Below are 19,311 nucleotides of genomic sequence, written 5' to 3'. Positions count from 1 at the left end.
TTTACTCACCTGCCTGCATCAATGATAGTGTATCATTTATTTTTTGGAACATTTCATTTGCTGTTGCATTTCCTTTTCTTAATTCATGGAAAACTACTCCATCTTTAATAAACAATACTCGTTTAGCTCTCGCCGCTGTTTTTACAGAGTGCGTAACCATTATAATTGTTTGTCCAACTTCATTTAACTTATCAAAAACATTTAATAGTTGATCTGTTGATTTTGAATCAAGAGCACCTGTTGGCTCATCCGCCAAAATTAGTGATGGGTTTGTTATAATCGCACGGGCTACTGCAACTCTTTGTCTTTGACCACCTGAGATTTCATATGGATATTTATTAATTAGTTGGTCTATACCTAAAGGTTTAGTAACTTTTTCTAATCTTGCTTCCATATCTTTATATTTTTTATTTGCTAAAACTAATGGTAAAAGAATATTATCTTTTATTGAAAAATTATCTAATAAATTGAAATCTTGGAAAACAAAACCTAAATTATCACGACGAAAATCTGCTAAGTCTTTATCCTTTAACTTACTTAAATCTAAATTATTTAGCAATACATTACCTGAAGTTGCTTTATCAAATGTAGCTAGTATGTTAAGCAAAGTCGTTTTCCCGCTACCACTTTCTCCCATAATCGCTACATACTCACCATTGTCTACTGAGAAATTCACATTTTTTAATGCTTCTGTACTTTGTGTACTTAATCTTGTTGTATAAACTTTTCTAATATTGTTTACTTCTAATAACATCTTTATCACTCCTAATTTTATCTTAATCTAATTTAACTAGTTCGAACTTTTATCTACAAGTTTTATCTTGTTTATATTTATATTTTACCTTACTTTTCTTACTCGTTCTATCGATTTTCCTTACAAAAAAGACTCTAATCTTACAATTTTGTAAGACTAGAGTTTTTAATCTCTAAATATATCTTTCTTAGGAAAACTAACTTTTACTTTTGTTCCTTTGTTCACTTCAGAAGTTATTTCTATCTTGTGTTGAAGTTTATCCAAAGTCTTTTTACATAGATATAAACCTAGACCACTTGATTTTTTCTCATATCTTCCATTTAATCCAGTGAAACTTTGTTCGAAGATTCTTGGTAAATCTTCTTCGTAAATACCAATTCCATTATCTTCTATTATTAATTCACTCTCAGATATATTTATACTTATCTCACCGCCGCTTTTCGTATATTTTATAGCGTTACTAAGAAGTTGTTCAAATGCGAAACCAAGCCATTTTTTATCACTTATTACATATGTTTCATGTGAAACATAATTTAATTTAATCTTCTTATTAATAAATAATGTCGCATATTTCTTTATGTTTTCTCTTACTACTTCATCTAAATCAATACTCGTTATTACATAGTCTGAAGTTTCACTACCTAGACGGATATATGTAAGAACCATCTCTACATATCTTTCTATTTTAAATAATTCTTGTTTAAATACTTTTACATCAGTTTCTTCATTATCTAATAGAAAATTCATCGCAGCTATTGGTGTTTTTATTTGATGAATCCACATACTATAGTAATCAGCTAAATCTTCCATTTTTTTATTATCTTCAATTTTTAGTCTTTCTACTTCATTATGCAATCTTTCGATAATCTTTTGATAGTATTCAACTCTTATATCTAAACTCTTAGGCAAGTCTTCCATACTACTTAAAATATTAGTTTCAAGATATTTTAAATCGATATAACTTTTTCTATAATTATTATAATCTATTATGCTCGCTATTAAAGAAACTAGAAAACATAATAAACCACCATAAAACAAGGATTCAAAAGGTAGATTGTATAAATAAAATATTAAAACAAAGATAAAAATAAAGACGATAAGCAATAAGTATATTTTTAAATTTTTCTTTATATAACTCTTTATTATATCCATTAAACCATATACCCTTTACCTTTTTTTGTAATTATAAAATCAGCTATTCCTATATCTTTTAATTTTGATCGCAGTCTATTAACATTTACAGAAAGTGTATTCTCATCTATAAAATTATCACTTTGCCATAAAGCAGCTATTATATCTTCTCTAGAAACAATCTTTTCTCTATTTTCTAATAATATCGTCAAAATTTTACTTTCATTTTTTGTTAATGTTGCAATATTATCTTTGTATTTAATTTCATCTTTATTTATATCAAATATAACTTCCTTATAAACAATTAGCGAATTACTACTATTAAAATTATAAACACGTCTTAATAGAGCTTCTATTTTAGCTTTTAATACCACTAGTTTAAAAGGTTTTTCTATAAAATCATCCGCACCAATATTCATAGCCATAACTATATTCATATCATCACTAGCTGATGAAATAAATATAATAGGTACTTTAGATATTTTTCTTATTTCTTCACAAAAATAATATCCATCAAAATAGGGGAGATTTATATCCATTAACACTATATCGGGCTTTTCTTCTACAAATTCAGTAATAACATTTTGAAAGTTACTTACTTCATGTGTAGTGTACTGCCATTTATTAAGATAGCCAGCTATTGAGTTAGAGATTATCTCATCATCTTCTACTATCATTACTTTATACATATTATCTCCTCCTTATTGTAAAACTTTAATAAAATTATACCATAAAATGTAAACAAACAGAAATTAATTCTTAAATTTATATAAAAGAGGAGTATTTTCCTTAAATATTAAAGTTATTTATAATTTTTATAATAAAATTAAAATTAATTCACCTTAATATTTTATAATCGATATTTCTTGTAGTTAACTGCTTTTATAAATAAAATTTAAATAATAAAATACTGATAGGGGAGGGGAGAGCGTCTAGAAGCAAAAAAGAGGAGGGCGGATATTCATTATTTAGTAGTAAAATACGTATTAAAGGAATGAATATGTAACATTTATTGTGATTTTTAAAGAAAAAGGAATAGATCTATGTAAAAAAAGAGGGAAAGCACCTGAAAAAAGGGGGAAGAGGAGAATATGTAAGAAAAAAGGGAAGGGAGTGAAAAAACAAGATATTTCATTCTAAATTTAATCTACTTATAGTAAAAAATCACTAAAAAAATATTTTAACTAGCTTTAATAACTTAAGAAATTATAGTTTTATTTAATTAAGCGATTTTTTCTATTTAATTTGACAATTGAAGAATAAAATTCTATTATATATAGTAAAGATATTTAATGTTTTAAGGTGTTTTTAATAAGTATTGAAATAATTTTTTACAAAAAGGAGTTTTATTATCATGATTAATATTGAAACTATAATGAAGTTATTACCTCATACCTACCCTTTTCTATTGGTAGATAAAGTAATTAGTTATAAACCTGGTTCAATTGAATGTCGTAAAAATATAACGATAAATGAACCTTATTTTCAAGGGCATTTTCCTAAAAAACCTGTTGTACCAGGAGTTTTAATGATTGAAATGGCAGCACAATCTGCTGGTTTACTGTGTATTTTAGACTCTTTAGGAGTAGATGAAATAAATGAACAGACTGACTTTGAAACTGTCACAAATAACGTTGGTTATTTAGCTAGCGTTAAAAACTTTAAATTTAAAAGATTAGTAACAGCTGGGGATCAATTAAAGATTATATGTGAACTACAGTCTAGTTTACGTAGTCTTATAAGAGTAAATGCTGTGATTCAAGATGAAAATGGTAAAGAAGTTGCCTCAGGTGATATGTTAATAGCTAAAAGCTAGTTTTTTCACCCTATTAACTTAATTATTATCCTTTATATAGGTCTTTTTAGGATATTCCCCTAAAAAGACTTTTTTTATATACCCTCTTTTTTATAACTGAATATAAAAGAAGGTGATTAACTATAAAGATAAATGTCGATACTGTTTTTATCATTATTTATCTTTTGTTAATCACCTTCCAAAAAGAGAAAACTCGCGAGGGTTAAGACGTGTTTATTATAAATATACAATACAAAAATAAACGGTTATTAAATTATCAGAAGTCGAGTCTTAACCCCGCACATATTCTATAAATATATATTTTTTTAAGGTTATTTGGTATTTAGTAATCTTATAAATGTTTCACGTAAAACATTTTTGTTTGTTCTATATTAAATATTTTCTAACGCTAATCTTAAGTCTTCAATTAAGTCATCAGCATTTTCTAATCCGATTGATAAACGGATTTGTGATGGAGTAATACCTGTATAAGCTAACTCCTCTGGACTTAATTGCCCATGAGTTGTTGAAGCTGGGTGCACTACTAAACTCTTAGCGTCAGCTACGTTTGCAAGGTTAGAGAATATTTCTAAACTATCTATTACTTTTCTTGCAGCTTCTTCTCCACCAACTACATCAAATGAGAATATAGAACCAGTACCTTTTGGTAAGTATTTTTTAGCTAGTTCATAATATTTACTATTTTCTAAACCAGGGTAGTTCACACTTTCTACTTTTGGATGATTTACTAAGAAGTCTATTACTTTTTTAGTATTTTCTATGTGACGTTCTACACGTAGAGATAGTGTTTCTAATCCTTGTAATAATAAGAATGCATTAAATGGTGATAAAGCAGCACCTGTATCACGTAATAACTGTGTTCTTACATTAGTAATAAATGCAGCTGGTCCTACATCACGTGTATAACTTAAGTTGTGGTAACTTGGATCTTCTTCTACTAATTGTGGGAATTTACCACTACCTTCCCAATCAAATTTACCACTGTCTACAATCACACCAGCGATTGAAGTACCATGTCCTCCGATAAATTTAGTTGCAGAGTGAACGATAATATCAACACCGTGGCTAAATGCATTAATTAAGTATGGTGTAGCGAATGTATTATCTACTACTAATGGAATTTTATGTTTGTGTGCAATTTCTGCCCATTTTTCTAAATCAGCAACGTTAGCTAATGGATTTCCTAATGTTTCTACAAATAGAGCTTTTGTATTCTCATTGATTGCTGCTTCTACTTCTTCAAAGTTATCTGGATCAACGAATGTTGTATTAATACCATAACGTGGTAATGTTAATTTGAATAGGTTATATGTTCCACCATATACCGTTTTAGATGATACGATATGATCTCCAGCATGAGCTAAAGTTAGAAATACATAAGTGATTGCTGCCATTCCTGATGCAACAGCTAGTGCACCAACACCACCTTCTAAAGCGTTAATACGTTCTTCAAATACAGAAGTAGTAGGGTTAGTTATACGAGTATAAATATTCCCCGCTTTTCTTAAAGCGAATAAATCAGCAGCTTCTTCAGTATCATCAAATACAAAAGATGTTGTTTGATAAATTGGTACTGCACGAGATTTAGTATCTCCAACAGTTTGTCCTGCGTGTAATTGTAATGTTTCAAAACTAAATTTTCTTGTCATATTGTGTTTCCTCTTTTCTCGTTTGTTTTATTGATAATAGATTAGGGGAGTGTAATAAATAAAAAAACTCACCCCTATTGCGTTTGCAATAGAGGCGAGTATGTTAATATTCGCGTTACCACTCTACTTTATACTAACTTTACAGCTAGTACCTTAGCCAGTACAAAATTATACTGCGTGCTATATCGTGCAACTCACGTGTTTACCTATTAGATAAACAAAACTCTAAGACCATTTTCAATTAATCTTCACTTTGTTACTTCGCACCACCCAGCAACTCTCTGTTTTAGCTACGTACTAATCTACTTATCTTTTCAACGTTTTTTATTAAGTTTGTACTCATTGTACACCTGTTTTTTTTATTTGTCAACACTTTTTTATAAATTTTTTCTCTTATTTTTTTCTTCTATAAAATGTTTCTCAAAAAAAAATATTTAAATTTTATATATTATAATTTTTAAAATTTTAACAATAAAATACTTAATATCATTAATATAAAATTATTACTCTTTTTATTTTTTATATTTTTATTATTTTTAACATTCGTATTACTATTTTAAATATGCTATAATGAAGATGTACAATAAATAATTATAGCTAATATTATATTTAGCTAGGGAGGTTTACTATGAAATTCGAAAAAACTAATAATGGTTTCGTTAAACACGATGAAAATGGCAAATTAATAGCCGAAATTACTTATGCTAATACTTCTGATCCTAATGTAGTTGTTGCAGACCACACATTTGTTGATTCTTCATTAAGAGGGCAAGGTGTTGCTGGAAAGCTTCTAAACGCTCTTGTTGAAGATATGAAACAACAAAATAAAAAGATTAAAGCTAGTTGTTCGTATGTAGTTAAAAAGTTTGAAGAAGATTCTTCTTACGATTTTATTAACGTAGATAAATAGTATTTTATAAAACAAAAAAACATAAAATTTATTATATTGATAAATTTTATGTTTTTATTTGTTTTTATCTTTATTTAATTAATATTCTACTATATGTAATTGACCTTTATCATATTCAGCTATAAAGATATCACTTTCATTTTTATACCCCATATCTTTCAATTCTTCCAATAACCATTCTTCTGTTTTATCTATTGATTCTAGCGTGCTATGTTGGATAGTTCCATCAGTAATTACCGGATATTTAGGATTTTCCTCACCTTGTTGTATTATAATTAGTTGTCCATTTTGTTCTAAAACTGCTCTTTTTACTTTTTGAATACTATAGACACCTTGTGTTCTTAATTTAAATGCAACATCTTGCGCTGTTAAACCTGCTTTTCTTGTTGCTTCTATATCTATTTTTCCTTTTTTTATTATTGTTGTAGGTTGTCCATCTATCATTTTTTTAAAGTATGAGTTATTTGTTTTTAACCACTTCATACCTAATACCAAAATTATCCATATTAATAATATATTTAAATATTGTAAAATAGATATTGATGGACTATATATTACTCCTCCTATTATTCCCCCGAGTACATAGTTTTGAACCTGATCACTTGCTGAAGTAGGGGCTAAGTTTCCTTTTCCTGATATATTAATTACTATTACAAGCGATAATAAACCTAAAGCTAGTTTTACCGCTATTTCTATATATGAAAGTTGCATTATTTTTTCACCTCTACTTTTTCAACAATTGGTTCTACCAATTCTATTTTCTCTAGTAAATAATCATCCTTTTTCTCGCTACTTATAACTCTATAGTAGTTGTCATCTATTTTTAAAAATGAATTTTCTATAGATACTTCACTATTTATATAAATATGTGTTTTGTCAATATTTAATTTTTCTGAAACTTCCTCAATAAATTTAACAGAACTCTTATACTGATTAGCTGATATACTATTACTTTGATAATCACTTATTTGTATCCCAATTAATAAAAAGATGCCTACTACCATTATGATAGCTAATTCTCTATACTTACTATCTTGTCTATTTTTATAATACTTAAATAGTGATCCTATTATTATTAATAGTAAGCAGCCTCCTATTATATATGTTATAGTATTACTCTGATCTATTTTATTTAATAAATATTCATAAGAGTAAAATTTCAAACCTATCACTCCTTTTGTTTTACGTGAAACATTTATATTATTCTATTTTTAACTCATAAGCTATTCTTTCTTTATCATCTAAACTATTTTTCATTGATAATTTTATTTCATCTAGCTCTTTAAAGTTGTTTTTACTTAAATATTTTCTTATTATTACATTGTCTTTATGAGTATCTATTCTTATGTATTCTACACTATTTTCTTTAGCAAATAAAATAATATCATTCATAAATTTATGTCCTATACCTTGTGAACGATATTCTTTTTTTATAGATAAACGATGGATAACTAGGTATTTATTACATTTTGTCCAAAGAGTAGGGTATTTCTCATAATCAGCGTCATAAGTATTTAACATAGCTGTTCCGACTATTTCACCATCTAACTCATAAACATATGATGTTTCTTGTTTTATATCATTTTCTACATCACTACACCCTGGTGAACCGTGTTGCCATTGATTTATACCTTGTTGTTTTAAAAACTCTTTACCATCCTCTATTACTGACATTATTTCTTCTATTTCTGTACTATTTGCTTTTCTTAACATTATATTACCTACCTTTTTGGGTAATTTTGAAACTATTTTTAATAATAATCATCTTACTTTCATAATATAATTCGGAGAGACCTATATTTGTTCTCTCCGAATTATATTCTACTTTACATCAAAGTTTCATCTAATACAAGTTCTACTGGACAATGATCACTACCAAAAATATCATTATGTATTTTAGCACTAACTAAGTATTTTTTCAAGTCCTTACTTACTAAAAAGTAATCAATTCTCCACCCTGAATTATTTTTACGAGCATTAAATCTATAGCTCCACCATGAATAAGCACCTGTTAAGTCTGGATTGAAATATCTAAATGTATCGATAAAACCTGCATCTAATAACTTTGTAAATTTTTCTCTTTCTTCTGGTGTGAATCCAGCATTTTTTACATTAGTTTTTGGATTTTTTAAATCTATTTCTGTGTGAGCAACATTTAAATCTCCACAAACAATAACACCTTTATCTTTATTTAGTGTTAATAAATAATCTTTAAAATCATCTTCCCAACTCATTCTATATTCTAATCTCTTTAATTCACTTCCTGAGTTAGGTGTATAAACTGTGATAAAGAAGAAATTATCATATTCTAATGTTATTACACGACCTTCTTTATCATGTTCTTCTATTCCAATTCCATATGTTACATTTAAAGGTTTGTGTTTTGTATATATTGCTGTTCCTGAATAACCTTTACGTTCTGCATAGTTAAAATAGCTATAATAACCTTCAAATTGTAAATCTAATTGACCTTCTTGCATTTTAGTTTCTTGCAAACAGAAAAAATCTGCATCTAATTTTTTAAAATCTTCTTCAAAGTTTTTTCCTACTATAGCACGTAGACCATTTACATTAAAACTTATACATTTCATTATTTAATTCTCCTATATATTTTACTTTTGTTTCACGCGAAACATTTTATTTTCCTAAACAGAATCTACTAAATAATTCATTAATTAACTCATCTCCTGAGTTTTCTCCAATTACTTCTCCTAATAAATTAAAAGCATTTGTGTAATCTATAAGCACCATATCTACTTCTAATCCTAATTCTGCAGCTCCTATTGCTTCATTTAGACTTGATAGGGCTCTTTGAATTAAATTAATTTGACGTGTATTAGATAGGTAAGTAGCATCTTTTGGTCTTGCTGCTCCTCCAAAGAATAAATCTCTAATATTTTTTTCTAATTCATCTATACCTTTATAAGTAGTCATAGAAGTTTTGATAATAGGGTGATTATGTGCTAATTTTTCTACTTCTTCTAAATCTATTTTTGTTTCTAAATCTAATTTATTTAGTATTACTATAGTAGTTTTTCCTTCAGTTAGTTTTAATAATTCTCTGTCATCTTCTGTTAGTTCTTCACTACTATTAAGTAAGAATAATACTAAATCCGCTTTTTCTAATGCTTCTTTACTACGTTGAACTCCTATTTGTTCTACTATATCATCTGTTTCACGAATACCCGCTGTATCTATTAATTTTATAGGTACTCCTTTAATATTTACATACTCTTCTAGTACGTCACGCGTAGTTCCAGCTATATCAGTTACAATAGCTTTATTTTCTTGTAATAGGTTATTTAATAATGAACTTTTACCTACATTAGGACGTCCTATAATAGCTGTGTTTATACCTTCTTTTATTATTTTACCTTGTTTAGAAGTTTCTAATAATTCTTCTAAACTACGTTTTATACTTGTTGATTTTTCTAAAATAGTTTTTGTTGTCTCTATTTCAAGGTCATCATATTCTGGATAATCTATATTAACTTCTACTACCGTTAATATATCTAAAATTTCTGCTCTTAGTCGTTTTATAAGGGTAGATAGGCGGCCTTGCATTTGATTGTTAGCTATTTGACTAGCTTCGTCTGTTTTACTCTTAATAAAGTCGATAACAGCTTCTGCTTGTGTTAAGTCTATACGTCCATTTAAAAAGGCACGTTTTGTAAATTCACCAGGCTCTGCCATTCTTGCTCCATGTTCTAAGCATAAGGCTAATACTTTTTGAATAGTAATTATTCCACCGTGACAATTTATTTCTACAACATCTTCTGTAGTATATGTACGTGGACCTACCATTTTAACAAGCATTATTTCTTCTATTTTTTCATTTGTTGCTGGATCAATAACATTTCCATAGTTAATAGTGTGGGTAGGTAAGCTTTCTACAGTTTTACCTTTAGGTAATCTTACTATTTTATCCGCTATACTAAAAGCTTCATCACCACTAAGTCTTACTATACCAATAGCACCTTCTCCTAAGGCAGTAGATATAGCGCAAATCGTTTCACTCATTACTGTACTCCTTCTTTCTAATTTTTTATCTTTCTAAATACCTTATTAATTATACACTATTATATTATATATTTGAAACTTATTATCTTTTTTTGAAATTTTAAGTAGCATTTTAAGTTCCCTTTAAGTAAGTTATATATAATAGTAATCAGTTAATAATATTTTTTTCATAATATAGGCTCGCTACTTTGCGGGTCTTTCTCCATTTTATAGGTAATTAATTAATAAGGTCATAAATTTATGTTATATATTACTTAATTACTTCTAAATGTCTTTTTTAAGTTAAAGAAAATGAGTAGGGCAAATATACCTTACTCATTTTTTTATCTATGTCACTATAACCTATAAAGCACAGCATACATATTTAATATACTCCCTAATAAACACAGAATACCAACTAATATTGTTGCTTTTCTATATTTTTTTTGCGTTTCTAAAGGTAGTTTTTTTAAGTCTTTGCTAGTAATTTTAGATCCAGAAAGTAATTCTACACTATTCCTAAATAGTAATTCAAAAGATCCATACAACATACCCACGGTTACTATTATTCCTCCACTTTTCATTACTCCTTTATTATTCGATATTATTATTAAACCTACACCTACCGTTAACAAAGATAATAATATTGTTTTTTTTAGCATATTTATTCTCCTTATAAAGCGATATATTTGATATAGAGGTCAAAATATCCTAATTTTATAGTTTTCTCTCAACCCTTATCCCTAATTATTTATTAAAAATAGTATATATTAAATATATTCCAACAACAAATGAGAATAATCCACAACTTAAGGTTACAGGTCTATATTTAATTTTTACTTCTTCCGATAAATTATCCAAATCTTCTTTTTTTAAACCTGAACCCGCAAATAAATCTATTCGATTTTGAATTACCATATTATATCCTGTGATAAATGACATTATAGCTAATATAGCTACTCCTGATTTTAACGAATAATTATTTTCCATAGTTCTTCCTATAACTATCAATAATATAGAAATCCCTGAAAAAATTAAAATTTGTAATTTTGACATAGTTATTACCTCCTTAAAATTATAAATAAGAGAAAGCAACTACTTTCTTATGTTAATGCTTTATTACATTTTTTTAAATATTTTCCTTAATATTAGATGAAACCTCATCTAAACTTGATTTTATAATATATTCAACTAATTTTTTTGAATATACAATCCCTTTATTCTCATAAATAAAATCTAAAATATCTTTTAATTCTGAGAATTTTTTATGTAATAACTTTATTTCTTTATTAATTACTTTACTGTCTTGTATAGCTCCATAACTAACGAAAAACACTGGTGCAGCGAAGACAGCTTAGCCCTCTCTCTTGTATTATAACATCTATAGAAAAACTATTTCAATCAATAATATTATAAAATTAATAATCTTTTTTCAACAAAACACCTATATTTTATATATTTTCCTTCCTAATATAGTCTCGCTACTTTGCGGGTCTTTCTCCATTTTATAGGTAATTAGTTAATAAAGTCATAAATTTATGTTATATATTACTTAATTACTTCTAAATGTCTTTTTTAAGTTAAAGAAAATGAGTAGGGCTAACGCCTTACTCATTTTTATTTCATTAGTTCTATTTCTTTTATAGCAAATTCTAATTCATCTAAATCATATTCTTTTGGAAGAATACCTTTAGCTCCGTTATCATACGCTTGACGTCGATATACTGGCACATGACCTACACTACTACAAATAAGTACATTTGCATTAGGATAGCGAGAACAGATTTGTTTAGTAGCCTCTAGACCATCCATAAGAGGCATACAAATATCCATTGTAACTATGTCCGGTTGTATTCTATGATACATCCTTACTGCTTGTTCTCCATTTTCTGCAAAATGACACTTAAAACCAGCTAATTCAGCTATCTCTGCGCCACGACTTCTATAATATGCACTATCATCAACAATTAGTATTGATTTCATTGTTTCTCCTATTTTGCTGTTATAACTAAATATCTATATGGTTCTTCACCACGTGATTCTGTTTCAACATTTTTTATACCAGTTAAAGCATTGTGAATAATTTTTCTTTCAACACTTGTCATTGGTTCTAATTCAACTGGTCTTCCTGTTTTTTTAGATTTTTTAGCAAGATTTAGTGCTAATTCTTCTAAAGTTTTCTTACGACTTTCTCTATAATCATCACAGTCTACTTCTATTCTAAAGAAGTGTGAACTGAATTTTTTAGCGTAATTGTTTACTAAAAATTGTAAACTATTAAGAGTTGAACCTCTTTTACCTATAATTAGGCTTGTATTTTCTTCTGTTTTTATATTTAATGTGAAATGTCTATTTCCATCTTCACTAAATTCTACAGTAGCATCTGGATATCCCATAGCTATTACTATATTTTGTAAATAGCTAACTATTTTATCTTGATTTTTTACAATATAGTCTTCTCTTTTTGGTTTTTGTTCTTTTACTTCTTCTTTTTCAACTACTGTTTCTTCTTGTACTTCTGTAGTTTTTTCGACTACTGGTGTTTCTTTTTCTTCTTTAACAACAACTTTTTCTTCTTGTTTTTGTTCTTTAACTTCTTCTTTTACTTCAGGTTTTACTTCTTTAACTTCTTTTTCTTCTACTTTTGGTTTATCTTCTTTTTTAAATTCACTATCTAGTGGAGATAATTTTACTCTAGCTTCTTTTTTAAATAACCCAAAGATACCAGCACTTCCACCTTCTAATACTTCTATTTTAACATCTTCTTCTTTTAATCCTAAGTCTGTTAAACCATTTTTTATAGCCTCATCTACTGTTCCTGCTACATAAATAAACTCTTTTTCCATTTTTAAACCCTCTTTCCTCTATATAATTTTGATCTTTTTAATACGTGGTCAATTGAACTACCAAACTCTAAAAATGATAATCCTTTTGCCGCAGGTCTTACTATAATTATAATATCGTAATTTTTTAAGAAATCTTTCCTTGTCTTAAAACTCTCTCTTACATATCTTTTTAGCCTATTTCTTTCGTGAGCTTTTCCTAATTTTTTACTCACAGAAATACCTAAGCGCATATGATCTAGTTTATTTTCTTGATAATAAATAACAAACTGTCTATTAGCAAAAGATTGTTTTTTTCTTATTATATTATCAAAATCTTGACTTTTTTTTACTCTATATTCTTTTTTCATCTTTAAACCTTTCTTAACACTAATATTTTAACAGTTTCTTGAAATTTTTACAACTATCTTTCTTTAAATTATCTATCTTGTTTGAGTTATAGAATATTTTTCTTTTTACATTTTTAATTTTTAAAGTATGTTTTTCTATACAATATCTTCGAAATTCAAGTTCTTTTTGCATACGTTGTACGTAAGCATTTCTGCGCAGACCTATTTTCAACGCTGCAGTTGCGTTAATCATTAGATTTCTTAAATCTGTAAGATACAAAGAAATCTTATTGAGTAACGTACTCAAGAATATCCCAAGGATAGGGAGGAAGACGACTCTATCCTTGGCTGATATTCACTGTAGGAACTAGGAATTTTTTCATCCTTGCGTCTTCAAAATTCAAGTTCCTTTTGCATACGTTATACGTAAGTATTTTACGAGTATTTATTAACAACACCGCAGTTGCTTTAAGCAGTCAACGCCGCAGTCAGAACTAAGAATTTCTTCATCCTTGCGTCTTCGAAATTCAAGTTCTTTTTGCATACGTTATACGTAAGCATTTCTGCGCAGACCTATTTTAAACGCAGCAGTTGGAACTAGGAATTTTTTCATCCTTGCGTCTTCAAAATTCAAGTTCCTTTTGCATACGTTATACGTAAGTATTTCTTCATGTTTTCAACATTCGAAATACTAACGTATAACGCAAAAAAGCATCGCCGAAGCGATGCTTTAAGTACTTATATATTAAGCAGAAAGAACTTTTCTTCCTTTAGCTCTACGTCTAGCTAATACATTTCTTCCGTTTTTAGTGCTCATTCTAGCTCTAAATCCGTGTACTTTTGAATGTTTTCTTTTATTTGGTTGATACGTACGTTTCATTTTATCCTCCTCGAGTTTTCTTTAATTCTTAATAGATAGATGTAATAACTGATTTAGTTTAACATATCTAGCTTAATTAATCAAGAAGAAACCTTTAAAAATTTTAAAAAATATAGCTCAAATAGAGATATTTATTGAAAACTTTTTTAACAAATAAAAAAATATATATTTAAAAGTTTTCCACAGATTTAGTTAGTTTTTCATAGAATAACTGTTAAAAAGTTATGAATATGTTCAAAATTCATTTTCAAAACTTACTGTTTTTCCACAGAAATTTATACTTTTTCACAATTTCACTTAATAAAGTTTTCCACAGCTGTGAATTATGTGTGAAAAAATATTAAATTACTTTTCTTATAATATTCTTAACTGTTAAAAACTTGTTATTTTTCTTTATACTTTTTATAAAATTTATACTTTTTTTACGTTTTTCACAGAGAATTTCTTTTCGTTTTTCATAGTTATTAAAAGTTTTTCCACAGACTGTGAATAACTTTAATTTTTTATTTGGTTTATCTCTTTTTTTATGATATAATTTAGTGTACATTTTTTTAAGGAGGGATTTTTTTTGAGTAATTCTAATTTTTTATGGGAGATTATTCTTAAAGAATTAAAAGCAGAACTTCCTGCTCAAGTTTTTGAAACTTGGTTTTTAGGTGCCTCTATTGATAAAGTTGATTTTGCTAATAAGATTATCGTAATTACTAGTAAAGAAGCTCTTGTATCTCAATTTATTCATGGAGCTTACGATGCACGTCTTAAACAAATATTAAAGAATACTACTGGTTTTGATTTTAATATTGAGTATGATTCACTTGATAATAATTTTGAAATACCTGAAAAACCAACTAAAACAACACCTGCTGCTGAAGATATTATTAGACAAAACTTCTTACAAGGTAATAAGCCTTCTGGAGCTCAACACTTTTATCAAAAACAAAGTTTACCTTTAGATGAATATAAAAAGCCTGTTTCCTCTAATAATGCTTTTAACAGCAAAAAGAACCCAACGCTAAATAAAAACTATACATTTGATAATTTTGTCGTTGGTGCTGGTAATATATATGCTCATAACGTTGCTTATAACGTTGCTGATTCTCCTGGTGGTATCTATAACCCCTTATTTATCTACGGTGGAGCTGGATTAGGTAAAACACACCTTTTACATGCTATAGGTAATGAAATGGAGAAAAACTTTCCTGAGTTTAAAATAGAGTGTATTTCATCGGAAAAATTCTTAAATGAGTTTTTAGCCTCTATTAAACCTATGAAAAATAAAAATGATAATGCTGATGAAGATTTCAGACGTAAGTATCGTGAGATAGATGCCTTACTTATTGATGATATTCAGTTTTTATCTGGAAAAACTGAAACACAAAATGCATTTTTCCACACTTTTAATGAGCTTCAAATGAACCAAAAACAAATAGTTCTTATAAGTGATAAGTCACCTTCTCAACTTAATGATCTAGAAGATCGTCTTGTTACTCGATTTGAACAAGGTGTTACTACAGATATTACACCACCGGACTTTGAAACTCGTATGGCTATATTAAAATATAAATGTACTCAGTTTGACATTGAGTTAGATGAAGAGACTCTTATATATATTTCTAATAATGTTTCATCAAATATAAGAGAATTAGAAGGTGTTTTAAAGAGTATTAAATCTATGTCAGCTACAATGAATAAAAAACCTTCTCTTCAAATCGCAGAAGAAATATTAAAAGATGTGAGAAAAGCTCCTCGTAAAAATATTTCACCTGATCATATTATTAATGCTTGTTCTGATTTTTATTCTATTAGAAAAGATGATATTCTTTCTTCTACTAGAAAAAAAGAAGTTGTTCAAGCTAGAAATATAGCTATTTACTTATGTCGTGAACTTACTAATCTATCGTTTCCTGCGATAGGTCAACACTTTAATAAGGACCATACTTCTATTCTTTATTCATTTAATAAGATAGCTAAGTTAAATGAAGATGAATTCCCTGATATTTTTGAAAACATCTCTATGATTAAAGAAAAGTTAGGTCAAATATAATAGCTGTTAATAAGTATTAACTTTTTGTGTTAGTTATTAACAAGTTATTCACAGCAAACTTTACAATTTATTTTTAATTTGGGTGGAGTTTTCCACAGTGTTAACAGCCCTTATTATTATTATTATTTTATTTAATATATATTATATATAAGGAGACAAAATGAAATTTACTATAGAAAAATCTGATTTTTTAGAAGGTCTAAATCATGTTGCTAGAGTTATAGCTCCTAATTCTCTTTTTGAAATTTTAAAAGGAATTAAATTAGAACTATCTTCTAACAACTTAGTATTAAAAGCAAGTGATTCTTTAGTATCTGTTGAATTTATAATAGATGCTTATAAAGATGATAAAGAAATTATTACTATAGAAGAAGAAGGACAAGTAGTATTACCTTCTCGTAATTTTATAGAAATTATAAGAAAAGCACCTACTAATCTTATTGAATTTGAAAGTACAGATTCGTTTATTAAAATTCATTCAGGTAAGAGTGAATTTAATATTAAAGGTTATGATGCTATGGAATATCCAGAATTTCCTGTAATATCTAGAGAAAATAGTCTTAAATTAGAAGCTACAGTATTTAATGATATTATTAGAGAAACAGTATTCTGTACAGCACCTAATGATCAAAGACCTATTTTAGAAGGTGTTAACTTCTCATTAAAAAATAAAATTTTAACTGCGACTGCTACAGACTCTTATCGTCTAAGTAGAAGACAAATAGTTTTAAATGATGAAGATGCAGAAAAAGAATTTAATCTAATTATTCCACGTAAGGCTCTAACATACTTCCAAAGAATGATAGAAACTGGTGGAGATGAGGTTGAAATCTTCTATGAAAATAATAGAATAGTTCTTTACTACCAAAATGTAGTTTATACTGTTTTATTAATAAGTGGTAATTATCCAAATACAGAAAAACTTATTCCAACTATGTTTGAATGTTCATTTACTGCAGATAGTAGAGAGTTTTTCAATGCTGTTGATAGAATCTCACTTATGAGTAGAGAAGATAAAGATGATATTATTAAATTAGTAGTAACTGAAGGTAACTTAGAAATTTCTTCACAGGCTAAAGATTTAGGTAGTGCTGTTGAAGAATTACAAGTTAATTCTAAATTAGAAGATGATAGTTTTGAAATATCTGTATCTGGTAAATATTTGAAAGATGCAGTTTCAGCTATTGCTTCTGAAGAAATCGTAATTAAGTTTTCTGGTGAATTAACTGCATTTATAGTTCAACCAAGTGATTATCATAGAGATATTATTGAACTTATTCTACCAGTAAGAACTTATTAAAATTAAAAAATAAAAAAAGAAGTAGAATGAATAGTAATTGTTTTGTTTATTCTATCTTCTTTTTTGTGAGAAAGATTTGAGAAAGGATATATAATGACAAAAAATATAAATAAAGTAATTATTATATTAGGTATAGTTTTATTAGGTATGATACTTAGATCGCCTATTACTTCTGTAGGGGCAATATCTGGACCTTTAAAAGGTATCTTAAATATAAATAATACAGTAGTTGGTTTAATAACAACAATTCCACTAATAGCGTTCGCTTTATGTAGTCCGGTTGTTAGTAAATTTTCTGGAAAGTTAGGTCTAGAAAAAACTGTATTCTTTTCTGCAATAATTATTACTATTGGTTTAGGTTTAAGATTTTATCTAAATACTTATGTGTTTTTCTTTGCTACATTTATTGTAGGTGTAGGAATAACAGTAGGTAACGTATTATTACCAGGAATAGCTAAAAAATATTTCCCAGAAAATCTAGGAGTTATGACTGGATTTTATGCAGTCGTGATGAATGTGAGTGCTGCTTTAGCTGCGGGAATAAGTTATCCAATAGCAAGTTCTAATATAGGAGGTACTGAATTTTCTATAGGATTAGCTGTTAATATTTGGATAGTGATAGCTATCTTAAATGCGATAGTTTACTTTTATATTTCTAGAAAAGCTACTGTAGAAAATGTAGTAGCAGAAAAATCTGATGGTATTAAAAATTACTTAGGTAGTTTGAAAATGTGGACTTTAACTTTAAGTATGGGACTTCAATCAGCATTATTCTATTGTAGTGTTTCTTGGTTTTCTGAAATAATGATAAGTAAAGGATTTACTCCAGAAGCGGCTGGATTACTATTATCAATAAGTCAATTTGCACAATTTCCATCTACATTTTTAGTACCAGTATTAGCTGATAAGTTAAAAAATAAATTAATTATTCCTATTTTTATAGTAGTAGGATATATAGTATCATTATTAGGAATGGTATATGTACATGGTAACTTTACATTAATGGCAATCTTAGTAATTTTATTTGCATTAGCTGGAGGAGGATCATTCTCTTATGTAATGTATCTATTCTCAGCAAAAGCAAGAAATGAAAAAGAATCAGCTAATATTTCAGGATTAGCTCAGTCAGGTGGTTATTTACTTGCTGCGATATTCCCACCATTATTAGGATATATAAGAGATATATCTAACTGGAATGTAGCAATATACATATTAATATTAACAGCTATAGCATTACTAGTAACATTATTACATTGTAGTTCAGATGGAAATATTATAGAAGATTAAATAATAAAAAATATCAAGTATTATTTTACTTGATATTTTTCAGGCTGTTGACAAATAGGTCAACAGCCTTTTTTTAACTGAAATAAAACCTTTAAAATGGTATAATATAAGTATATAAAGGAGGTTTTAGTATGTTTAATAAAGTAGAAAATATAAAAGATGAAATAATACTAATGACACTATCAGAAATAGTACCTAAAGACCATTTTTTAAGAAAAGTAGATAAAGCTATCGATTTTAAATTTATTTATGATTTAACAGAAAAATACTATAGCCATACGACAGGGAGAAATAGTCTAGATCCTGTTGTATTATTTAAACTGGTATTTTTAAAAGACTTTTATGGAATAAAATCTATGAGAGAAACAA

The 19,311-nt window shown here is 27.5% G+C and carries 21 protein-coding genes and 1 pseudogene; 6 read left to right on the top strand and 16 right to left on the bottom strand.

What is annotated here, in order from left to right:
• Position 1: 1 nt before the first annotated feature.
• The 3 genes from T369_RS0106335 to T369_RS0106325 form a co-directional block, all read right to left on the bottom strand.
• Positions 2–754: an ABC transporter ATP-binding protein gene (locus tag T369_RS0106335; protein ID WP_031553178.1), complete on the bottom strand. Its 753-nt coding sequence runs from the start codon at positions 752–754 to the stop codon at positions 2–4.
• 165 nt (positions 755–919) lie between these two features.
• The gene (locus T369_RS0106330; protein WP_031553176.1) at positions 920–1,906 is read right to left on the bottom strand and encodes a sensor histidine kinase; all 987 of its coding nucleotides are present in this window, start codon (positions 1,904–1,906) and stop codon (positions 920–922) included.
• Positions 1,906–2,574 carry a response regulator transcription factor gene (locus tag T369_RS0106325; protein ID WP_031553174.1) on the bottom strand — a complete coding sequence of 223 codons (669 nt, stop codon included), beginning with the start codon at positions 2,572–2,574 and terminating at the stop codon, positions 1,906–1,908. The genes T369_RS0106330 and T369_RS0106325 overlap by 1 nt, the downstream gene beginning before the upstream one ends.
• A 665-nt stretch (positions 2,575–3,239) precedes the next feature.
• Here T369_RS0106325 and fabZ point away from each other — a divergent pair.
• Complete coding sequence (fabZ, locus tag T369_RS0106320) at positions 3,240–3,701, top strand: 3-hydroxyacyl-ACP dehydratase FabZ (protein ID WP_031553173.1); 462 nt, start codon at positions 3,240–3,242, stop codon at positions 3,699–3,701.
• A gap of 371 nt (positions 3,702–4,072) precedes the next feature.
• Here the strand turns inward: fabZ and T369_RS0106315 are convergent, their stop codons facing one another.
• Positions 4,073–5,350: an O-acetylhomoserine aminocarboxypropyltransferase/cysteine synthase family protein gene (locus T369_RS0106315; RefSeq protein WP_031553171.1), complete on the bottom strand. Its 1,278-nt coding sequence runs from the start codon at positions 5,348–5,350 to the stop codon at positions 4,073–4,075.
• 628 nt (positions 5,351–5,978) lie between these two features.
• Here T369_RS0106315 and T369_RS0106310 point away from each other — a divergent pair.
• The gene (locus tag T369_RS0106310; protein WP_031553169.1) at positions 5,979–6,260 is read left to right on the top strand and encodes a GNAT family N-acetyltransferase; all 282 of its coding nucleotides are present in this window, start codon (positions 5,979–5,981) and stop codon (positions 6,258–6,260) included.
• 78 nt (positions 6,261–6,338) lie between these two features.
• Here T369_RS0106310 and T369_RS0106305 read toward each other — a convergent pair whose 3' ends face one another.
• The 12 genes from T369_RS0106305 to rpmH all read right to left on the bottom strand — a co-directional run bounded on the left by T369_RS0106305 (position 6,339) and on the right by rpmH (position 14,311).
• On the bottom strand, positions 6,339–6,971 hold the full coding sequence (locus tag T369_RS0106305; RefSeq protein WP_031553165.1) for a DUF421 domain-containing protein: 633 nt from the start codon (positions 6,969–6,971) through the stop codon (positions 6,339–6,341).
• The gene (locus tag T369_RS0106300) at positions 6,971–7,432 is read right to left on the bottom strand and encodes a DUF3290 family protein (RefSeq protein ID WP_233417886.1); all 462 of its coding nucleotides are present in this window, start codon (positions 7,430–7,432) and stop codon (positions 6,971–6,973) included. Before T369_RS0106300 ends, T369_RS0106305 begins: the two co-directional genes overlap by 1 nt.
• 28 nt (positions 7,433–7,460) lie before the next feature.
• A complete protein-coding gene (locus T369_RS0106295; RefSeq protein WP_031553159.1) occupies positions 7,461–7,973 on the bottom strand; it encodes a GNAT family N-acetyltransferase in 513 nt (170 codons plus the stop codon).
• A gap of 113 nt (positions 7,974–8,086) precedes the next feature.
• On the bottom strand, positions 8,087–8,851 hold the full coding sequence (locus T369_RS0106290) for an exodeoxyribonuclease III (RefSeq protein WP_031553156.1): 765 nt from the start codon (positions 8,849–8,851) through the stop codon (positions 8,087–8,089).
• A 46-nt stretch (positions 8,852–8,897) separates the two neighbouring features.
• Positions 8,898–10,280 (bottom strand): tRNA uridine-5-carboxymethylaminomethyl(34) synthesis GTPase MnmE, encoded by a 1,383-nt coding sequence (gene mnmE / locus T369_RS0106285; RefSeq protein WP_031553154.1) that lies wholly within the window; start codon positions 10,278–10,280, stop codon positions 8,898–8,900.
• A gap of 335 nt (positions 10,281–10,615) precedes the next feature.
• Complete coding sequence (locus T369_RS0106280) at positions 10,616–10,921, bottom strand: hypothetical protein (protein WP_031553152.1); 306 nt, start codon at positions 10,919–10,921, stop codon at positions 10,616–10,618.
• Between the two features lie 85 nt (positions 10,922–11,006).
• Positions 11,007–11,315 (bottom strand): hypothetical protein, encoded by a 309-nt coding sequence (locus T369_RS0106275; protein ID WP_031553150.1) that lies wholly within the window; start codon positions 11,313–11,315, stop codon positions 11,007–11,009.
• Positions 11,316–11,876: 561 nt separating this feature from the next.
• Complete coding sequence (locus T369_RS0106265; RefSeq protein ID WP_031553146.1) at positions 11,877–12,242, bottom strand: response regulator; 366 nt, start codon at positions 12,240–12,242, stop codon at positions 11,877–11,879.
• A gap of 8 nt (positions 12,243–12,250) precedes the next feature.
• Positions 12,251–13,105: an RNA-binding cell elongation regulator Jag/EloR gene (gene jag, locus T369_RS0106260; RefSeq protein ID WP_031553144.1), complete on the bottom strand. Its 855-nt coding sequence runs from the start codon at positions 13,103–13,105 to the stop codon at positions 12,251–12,253.
• A 2-nt stretch (positions 13,106–13,107) separates the two neighbouring features.
• A complete protein-coding gene (rnpA, locus tag T369_RS0106255; RefSeq protein ID WP_006363810.1) occupies positions 13,108–13,452 on the bottom strand; it encodes a ribonuclease P protein component in 345 nt (114 codons plus the stop codon).
• A gap of 19 nt (positions 13,453–13,471) precedes the next feature.
• Positions 13,472–13,684, bottom strand: coding sequence for a hypothetical protein (locus T369_RS0106250; protein WP_031553142.1), 213 nt, complete (start codon positions 13,682–13,684; stop codon positions 13,472–13,474).
• Positions 13,685–14,176: 492 nt separating this feature from the next.
• The gene (gene rpmH / locus T369_RS0106245) at positions 14,177–14,311 is read right to left on the bottom strand and encodes a 50S ribosomal protein L34 (protein WP_003144116.1); all 135 of its coding nucleotides are present in this window, start codon (positions 14,309–14,311) and stop codon (positions 14,177–14,179) included.
• 568 nt (positions 14,312–14,879) lie between these two features.
• Here rpmH and dnaA point away from each other — a divergent pair.
• From dnaA to T369_RS0106225, 4 genes and pseudogenes are all read left to right on the top strand, one after another.
• Positions 14,880–16,355, top strand: coding sequence for a chromosomal replication initiator protein DnaA (gene dnaA, locus T369_RS0106240; protein ID WP_031553141.1), 1,476 nt, complete (start codon positions 14,880–14,882; stop codon positions 16,353–16,355).
• 160 nt (positions 16,356–16,515) lie between these two features.
• A complete protein-coding gene (gene dnaN, locus T369_RS0106235) occupies positions 16,516–17,655 on the top strand; it encodes a DNA polymerase III subunit beta (protein WP_031553139.1) in 1,140 nt (379 codons plus the stop codon).
• A 93-nt stretch (positions 17,656–17,748) separates the two neighbouring features.
• Positions 17,749–18,942 carry a CynX/NimT family MFS transporter gene (locus tag T369_RS0106230; RefSeq protein ID WP_031553136.1) on the top strand — a complete coding sequence of 398 codons (1,194 nt, stop codon included), beginning with the start codon at positions 17,749–17,751 and terminating at the stop codon, positions 18,940–18,942.
• Between the two features lie 191 nt (positions 18,943–19,133).
• Positions 19,134–19,311 (top strand): annotated as a pseudogene (locus T369_RS0106225) (IS5/IS1182 family transposase); the annotation flags it as partial.

Source organism: Gemella sanguinis ATCC 700632 (assembly GCF_000701685.1).
GTDB classification, from domain to species: domain Bacteria; phylum Bacillota; class Bacilli; order Staphylococcales; family Gemellaceae; genus Gemella; species Gemella sanguinis.
Note: the sequence above shows the minus strand (reverse complement) of the source record. Positions and strands in the feature narration are given on the sequence as shown.